7 protein-coding genes are annotated in these 4,987 nt (G+C 64.7%); 5 read left to right on the top strand and 2 right to left on the bottom strand.

All coding sequences use genetic code 11. From position 1 onward, the window contains the following. The 4 genes from AABA86_RS33165 to AABA86_RS33150 form a co-directional block, all read left to right on the top strand. Window positions 1-620, top strand: a 620-nt coding sequence (locus AABA86_RS33165; protein WP_338309746.1) for an ATP-binding cassette domain-containing protein, incomplete at its 5' end; no start/stop codon positions are given. Continuing rightward, entirely contained in the window at window positions 617-1,477 is an 861-nt protein-coding gene (locus tag AABA86_RS33160; protein ID WP_338309745.1) for an ABC transporter permease, read from the top strand. The genes AABA86_RS33165 and AABA86_RS33160, both read left to right, overlap by 4 nt. Then, window positions 1,474-2,082 carry a hypothetical protein gene (locus AABA86_RS33155; protein WP_338309744.1) on the top strand — a complete coding sequence of 203 codons (609 nt, stop codon included), beginning with the start codon at window positions 1,474-1,476 and terminating at the stop codon, window positions 2,080-2,082. The genes AABA86_RS33160 and AABA86_RS33155 overlap by 4 nt, the downstream gene beginning before the upstream one ends. A gap of 128 nt (window positions 2,083-2,210) precedes the next feature. Further along, on the top strand, window positions 2,211-2,510 hold the full coding sequence (locus AABA86_RS33150) for a copper-binding protein (RefSeq protein WP_212250368.1): 300 nt from the start codon (window positions 2,211-2,213) through the stop codon (window positions 2,508-2,510). 59 nt (window positions 2,511-2,569) lie between these two features. On the opposite strand, the gene AABA86_RS33145 is transcribed toward AABA86_RS33150, so the two are convergent. Together AABA86_RS33145 and AABA86_RS33140 are read right to left on the bottom strand one after the other, a co-directional pair. Then, complete coding sequence (locus AABA86_RS33145; RefSeq protein ID WP_338309743.1) at window positions 2,570-3,127, bottom strand: PQQ-dependent catabolism-associated CXXCW motif protein; 558 nt, start codon at window positions 3,125-3,127, stop codon at window positions 2,570-2,572. Beyond that, a complete protein-coding gene (locus AABA86_RS33140) occupies window positions 3,124-4,005 on the bottom strand; it encodes a substrate-binding domain-containing protein (protein WP_212250373.1) in 882 nt (293 codons plus the stop codon). The genes AABA86_RS33145 and AABA86_RS33140 overlap by 4 nt, the downstream gene beginning before the upstream one ends. Window positions 4,006-4,131: 126 nt before the next feature. Here AABA86_RS33140 and AABA86_RS33135 point away from each other — a divergent pair. Continuing rightward, window positions 4,132-4,987, top strand: an 856-nt coding sequence (locus AABA86_RS33135; protein WP_338309742.1) for a quinoprotein relay system zinc metallohydrolase 2, incomplete at its 3' end; no start/stop codon positions are given.

Below are 4,987 nucleotides of genomic sequence, written 5' to 3'. Positions count from 1 at the left end.
GCACGCTGTTCTCGCTGATCACGCGCCTGTTCGGCATCCAGAGCGGCCGGGTCGGCATTTTCGGCCACGACATCAGCAAGAGCCCCGGCGAGGCGCTGCGGCTGTTAGGGGTCGTGTTCCAGCCTCGCACGCTCGATCTCGACCTGTCGCTGACGCAGAACCTGCTCTATCACGCAGCCCTCCACGGCATCAGCCGGAGCGAGGCCGCCGCACGCAGCGCCGAGCTGCTCGGCCGCATCGGGCTCGCTGACCGCGCCGGCAGCAAGGTGCGCGATCTCTCGGGCGGCCAGATGCGGCGGCTGGAGATCGCCCGTGCGCTGCTGCACCGGCCGCGGCTGCTGTTGCTCGACGAGCCGACCGTCGGCCTCGACGTCAAGGCGCGCGCCGACATCATCAGCCAGGTCCGCCAGCTCGTGACGGAGCAAGGCATCGGCGTGCTCTGGGCCACGCATTTGTTCGACGAGATCATACCCAGTGACGACCTCGTGGTGCTGCACCAAGGCAAGGTGCTGGCGCAGGGGCCGATGAGCCGCGTCATCACTGAAGCCGGCGCGCAGGACGTCAACACCGCCTTCATGCGCCTGACCGGCGCGCAAACCATGCCGGGAGGCGGCGCATGAGCAGCATCACCACGCGCGAGGTGCCGCGCGGCTTCTCGGTCCAGGAATACCTGACCTGCCTCACCGGAATCGTCTGGCGCGAAGGCCTGCGCTTCCTGCATCANNTCCTGCATCAGCGCGAACGCTTCGTCTCGGCGCTGGTGCGGCCGCTGGTGTGGCTGTTCATCTTCGCCGCCGGCTTCCGTCAGGTGCTCGGCATCTCCATCATCCCGCCCTACGAGACCTACATCCTCTATGAGGTCTATATCGCGCCCGGGCTGATGGCGATGATCCAGCTCTTCAACGGCATGCAATCCTCGCTCTCGATGGTCTACGACCGCGAGATGGGCAACATGCGCACGCTGCTGGTGAGCCCGCTGCCGCGCGGCTTCCTGCTGTTCTGCAAGCTATTGGCGGGCACCGCGGTGTCGCTGCTCCAGGTCTACGCTTTCCTGCTGATCGCCTGGTTCTGGGACATCACCCCGCCGTCGTCGGGCTATCTGACCGTGCTGCCGGCGCTGATCCTGTCCGGGCTGATGCTGGGCTCGCTCGGCATGCTGATCTCCTCCGGCATCAAGCAGCTGGAAAACTTCGCAGGCGTCATGAACTTCGTCATTTTTCCGATGTTCTTCGCATCGTCGGCGCTCTATCCGCTCTGGCGGGTGCAGGAGGGCAGCCCTTATCTGTACTATCTCTGCGAGGCCAATCCGTTCACCCATGCGGTCGAGCTGATCCGCTTTGCGCTCTACGGGCAAATCAACTGGATCTCGCTCGCGGTGGTCGCGGCTTGCACAATCGTCTTCATGATCGGCGCAATTCTGGCCTATGATCCCTCGCGTGGGCTGGCGCGACGGGGGCCCGCAGGAGGCGAAGGATGAAGGTTCTGGCGATGGCTGTTGTGGCGCTCGCGCTGTCCGGCACGGCCGCCCGCGCGGCCGATCCGCGCTATCCCAACTGGCCCTGCACGCAGGCCAAGGTGCCGGAGATCTCGCTCGCCGCGGTGTGGGCTGGTCCTGCGCTCGACGACGCCGAGACCAAGTGGAAGAACGACACGAAAATCACCGCGCTGGTCGCAAAACTATCGGCGCGCAAGACGTCGATCGACGAGGCCGAGAAGTCCGTGAAGGAATTTTTGGCCGGCTCCGCTGCCGACAAGAGCGCGAACGCAAAATTGCTGTTCGCCGGCCTGTTCGACACGCTCAACGCTCAGCGCTCCCAGGTGATGGCCGGGCTCGAACGCGTCAGCCGCAAGCAGCGCGAGGCCGCCGACAAGATCCGCGAGGAGACAATTCAGCTCCAGGCGCTGCAGAGCGCCACGCCGCGTGACGAGGCCAAGGTCGAGACGCTCGGCAACGAGCTGATCTGGAAGACCCGCATTTTCGAGGACCGCAACAAGGTCGTGCGATTCGTCTGCGAGGTTCCAACCACGATCGACCAGCGGCTGTTCGCGCTCGGCCGCGTAATCCAGCAGGAAATGGAATAGCGGCCCCTCGCTGACCGCTCACGGCAGGTTCCCGATCGGCCCGGCTGACCTTTGCCCTGCTATCGGCCGGAACCAAATCGATCTAGGATGGCTTGTCGAAGTGAACTCCAAGACGTCGGGAGGCCTCGATGGGAACCACCAAATTCATCTTTGCGGGCGCTGCGGCCCTCGGCATCCTCGCAACCAGCGCTCTCGCCGACGACATGACCGGTATGGTCATGCGGATCGATCGCCTCAATGGCACGATCTCGATCCAGCAGACGCAAAAGGGCACCGTCGGTGGCAGTGCCGGCGGCGCCGGCGCGCTCCAGGAGTACAAGACCAAGGACGCCGCGATGCTGGACGCCGTTCACGCCGGCGACAGGGTGAACTATTCTGCAACCGACAATAACGGCACCGGCACGCTGACGAAGCTGCAGAAGCAGTAAGGCGCTTGCTTCGCCTCTCCCCGCCAGCGGGGCGAGGGAGCACACCTGAGTTCGCTCGTCTACTGCTCAGGCCGCGGCTCCGGCTGCACCTCCTCTGTCGGAAGCTTCGCGCGCTCCCAGCCGTCGGTGCCGTCGGGGTACCAGGCGATGTTGGAGTAGCCATACGCCAGCGCGCGCTTGGCGGCGTTCCAGGACATCCAGCAATCGGCGAGGCAATAGATCACCAGCAGCGCGGCCTTGTCGCCACGCGATGCCTGTGCGAGGCCGCGCTGGAGATAATCGTCCATGGCCGGCGGCAAACTGCCGTAGCCGGTATCCGGCAGCCAGATGCTGCCCGGAATGTTCTTGCGCGGCACATCACGCCACACCGTGCCTGCGGGAAGGTTCTTCGGCTTCGGCGGGCGCGGCAGCACGTCGACGAACACACCGCTCCTGGCGCGCCAGATCGCTTCGGCCTCCATCGTGGTGAGCACGCGCGCGCCTGCAAGCGTCGCCGGCACCGGTGCGCGATAATTGTCGGCGCGATAACCTTCGGGCTCGAACGGCTCCTGCTGCTGCGCGAATGCCGGTACCGCGAACGCGGCAACCACGAGCGCAGCGGCAAGACGCCGCCTCATTGCGACTTCTTGGCCGTCTCCGCGCCGAGCGGCTTGTCGCTCTCGTCGAGCAGCGGGACGCCGAAGTCGACCAGGATCTTGTTGATCTCGCCCTGGTTCTCCTGGATCAGCTTGTTGAGCTGTCGCTTCCAGTTCTGGTCGGCGGGACGCACGCCCATGCCGATGCGATAGACCAGCTTCGGCCCCGTGGTTTCTTTCACCAGCGGCGTGACGTGAAGCGACCCGACTTTCTTCGCGTAGTAGCCGGCCATGGGCCCCCACAACACCCCGGCCTCGATCTTGCCGGCGGCGAGATCGTCGATCATCGCTTGCGCCGAATTGTCGTAGCGCGTGTCGATCATCAGCGGATAGGGTTTTGCATTGCTCATCAGGCCGGCAATGGCCATGTTGGTCGCCGGCGGCGTTCCGGCGACGATGCCGACATGCTTGCCCTTCAGCTTCGGGTCCTCGAGCGTATCGACGTCCTCGAGCCCGCTGCCGGCCTTGGCGACCAGCGCATAGCTCGTGCGGTAATAGGGATTGGTGCCCTGCACGACGTCATCGCCTTGCGGAAAGCCCATGATGACGTCGCAGCGATGCGCGCCCAGCGTCATCCGCACGAAGCCGGTGGCCTGCGGGAAGAAGACGTAGTCGAGCCTCTTCTTGAGCTTGTCGGCAAACAGCTCGGCCAGCTTGTTCTCGAACCCCTCGCCCTTCTCGTTCGAGAACGGCAAATTGCGCGGATCGGCGCAGACACGTAGCACGTTCGGGTCGACCAGCTCGAACGAGAGGTCGCCGCTGTCATTGGTCTGCGCGATGGCGACATCGCCGAACGCACAGGACGCAACCAGGATCCCCAGTGAAAACAACCAGCGACGATGTCGTCCGGCCTCCGTCATCGCGCTTCCTCCTCGTTTTGTTTGAATGCTATCCATGCAACGCATGACGCGCCATGTTTTGCCAGACTGCGCTGGCTTTGCTTTGTTGCAGTGCAATGCAGCAACCCTTTGAACTGAGGCGGAAAAGTGTTTCGCATCGCTCGAGTGATCGCAGCCTTGTTCCTGCTGGGGACGGTAACGCTAGCACGGGCCGGGGCGGCCGAATTGCCTGTAAGCGAAGTCGCACCGGGAATCTTCGTACACTCCGGGGCCATTGCCCTGATGACCCGCGAGAACGAGGGCGACATTGCCAATGTCGGCTTCATCGTGGGCGAGGATGCGGTGGCCGTCGTCGACACCGGCGGCAGCCTTCGCGAAGGCGAGGCCCTGCTGGCCGCGGTGCGGGCCCGTACGCCCAAGCCGATCCGCTATGTCATCAACACCCACGGCCATCCCGACCACGTCTTCGGCAATGCGGCCTTCGCCGCCGCAGACACCAGCTTCGTCGGCCACAACAAGCTGCCGCAGGCGCTCGCGACGCGCGGCCCCTACTATCTCGACAATTTTCGCCGCATCATGGGCAGCGCGTTGATCGATCCCGTGAAGATCGTTGCCCCGACCCTGCTGGTTTCGGACACGATGACGCTCGATCTCGGGTCGCGCCGCCTCATCTTGCGCGCCTGGCGGACCGGGCACAGCGACAGCGACGTGACCGTATACGACGAGACGACGAAAACCCTGTTCGCGGGCGACCTCGTCTTTCTCCGCCACATTCCAGTCATGGACGGCAGTATCCGCGGCTGGCTCGACACGTTGAAGGAATTGGAGACCATCCCGGCGCGACGGGTCGTTCCAGGTCACGGCCCCGTGAGCGACTGGCCTGCCGCGCTGGCCGATGAGCGGCGTTACCTGTCAACGCTGCTGTCTGATGTCCGCACGCTGAACAAGAACGGCGATCCGATCCGAACCGCGGCCGACAAGGCGGCCGCTGAAGAGCGGCCAC

Origin of the sequence: Bradyrhizobium sp. TM233 (assembly GCF_036247965.1) — a bacterium.
Classification (GTDB): Bacteria; Pseudomonadota; Alphaproteobacteria; order Rhizobiales; family Xanthobacteraceae; genus Bradyrhizobium; species Bradyrhizobium ottawaense.
This window is presented reverse-complemented; position numbering and strand designations above follow the sequence as displayed.